1 protein-coding gene is annotated in these 1,929 nt (G+C 61.7%); it reads right to left on the reverse strand.

Annotated features, from left to right (window positions below; genetic code table 11):
• Positions 1 to 73 precede the first annotated feature (73 nt).
• Positions 74 to 1,462: a group II intron reverse transcriptase/maturase gene (gene ltrA, locus ACT3RU_RS17910; protein ID WP_483392980.1), complete on the reverse strand. Its 1,389-nt coding sequence runs from the start codon at positions 1,460 to 1,462 to the stop codon at positions 74 to 76.
• Positions 1,463 to 1,929 lie beyond the last annotated feature (467 nt).

Here is a 1,929-nt window from a genome sequence, read left to right on the forward strand (position 1 = left end):
AATCGAGTAGGAAGGGGAGTCGCCTCCCCTGTCCTCTCACACCACCGGGCATACGGTTCCGTACCACGGCGGTTCATGAACAACGTTTGAGCCATCTGACCGTATCGAGTATCGAGATCAGGCCCAGATCGTAAAACCACTTTCTCGGCAGGGCCTCATTCATGTGCGAGGCTCCGGCGTTCCACCAAGGCCCTCGCCCATTGCCCGCCGATTTCCAAGCACGGCACGCGTCCAGACCCAGGCCTCGGAGTTTCCGACGCCGGGTCGCCGGGCGCTTCCATTGCCGCCAGATCAGACCGCGCAAGCGCCGTCGTATCCATTGATCCAGCGCTTCCAAGGGGCGTTTCACATCAACAAGGCTGAAGTAATGGGCCCATCCTCGCAGGACTGGCCTCAACCCTTCGATTGTCCGCTGGATGTTGCGCCCCCTGCCACGTTTCAGGATCTCACGGACACGCTGCATCATGCGCGTCAGGCTGGCCTTGGCTAGCGTCAGTTTCAACTGCTTGTGCCGAGTGAGGCTGTAGCCCAGGTAGCCGCGTCGCCATGGCCGGTCCACCGCACTTTTACGGCGATTGACCGTCAGCCGAAGTGAGCTCTCGAGATACTCACTCAAGCTGCCCATGACCCGCTCGCCTGCTCGCCAGCTTTTGACATACACCTGCACGTCATCGGCGTAGCGGCAGAAGCGGTGGCCTCGGCGTTCCAGCTCCTTGTCCATGTCGTCCAGCAGGATGTTCGCCAGTAGCGGGCTGAGGGGTCCGCCCTGGGGGGTTCCCTGCCGCCTCGGCGTGGGCAAGCCATGCTGGAACATACCCGCCTCCAGATAACGACGGATCAGACGCCGCACGCGCTTGTCGTCAACGTGCCGCGCGACCCGTGCCATCAGCAGATCGTGGTTCACTCGGTCGAAGAAAGCCTCCAGGTCAAGGTCGACCACCCAGCGGTGGCCGGCGGTGACGTGGGCCTTCATGGCCGATACGGCCTGCCTGGCACTGCGCTTGGGGCGGTAGCCGTAACTCGACTCGGAGAAGGTCGGATCGAAGATCGGCGTCAGCACCTGCGACAGTGCTTGCTGGATGAGCCGGTCGGTGACCGTGGGGATGCCGAGTTGCCGCTCTCCCCCTTCAGGTTTGGGGATAGTGGCGGCTCGGATCTGGCTGGGGTGATACTCATCGGCCAACAGTCGCTCGCGCAGCGTTGACCAGTACTTCCTTAGATGGTCAGCTAACTGATGCACCGTCATGCCATCGACACCCGGTGCGCCTTTGTTGGCCACCACCTTACGGTAAGCTCGCTCCATGTTCTCCGGGTCAACGACCCGTTCCATGAGCGTGGTTGGCTCCGCTTTCGTCCACGATAGCGACGCCGGGATCGTCTCGACGCTCACCGGCCGGGGCGCGGAGTTCTGCTCCTGCCCCTCTGGGTGAGTGACGGTATTAGCGTCGGTTTCTGTCTTCATGATCGATCCTCGAGACGTTATCGCCTACTCGCGGTTCTTCATGTTCGGCCCTTGGTGCCGTGGTGAACCGGCACTTACTATGGCCTCTGCTGACGTCTGGTGATCTATCCCGTCGCCTCTCGACGCCGGTAGCACTGTGGCAGACCACCAGACCTCCCAGGGTAAGACGCGCGACCTTCCCGCTTATGCCTGTCGGATTTACATCATGGCGTTCCGTACAAGTATTGGGCTTTAGTGATCATTGCCACCTCACCCCGCCATGACGCCTCGTATCCACTTCCTGTTCGTCAGGCCAGCGTTTTGCCTCGGGCTTCCTTCAGATTCTCTCTCGCGGGAGACACCCTTGCCGTCGGCTAGCACTTCCCCTTGCCGGGCGTGCAGGGGACTTTCACCCCCAAGTCATCCTGAGGCACCACCCCTAGGAACAGCGCCTATCAAGGCGCTACGCGCCATGCCTGGCGCACAAC

This window comes from Halomonas sp. TP35, from assembly GCF_052375975.1.
In the GTDB taxonomy this organism is placed as follows: domain Bacteria; phylum Pseudomonadota; class Gammaproteobacteria; order Pseudomonadales; family Halomonadaceae; genus Vreelandella; species Vreelandella citrativorans.

Excerpts from the sequence above, each read along its gene's own strand:
- ltrA (WP_483392980.1), bottom strand. The coding sequence starts at position 1,462 with ATGAAGACAGAAACCGACGCTAATACCGTCACTCACCCAGAGGGGCAG.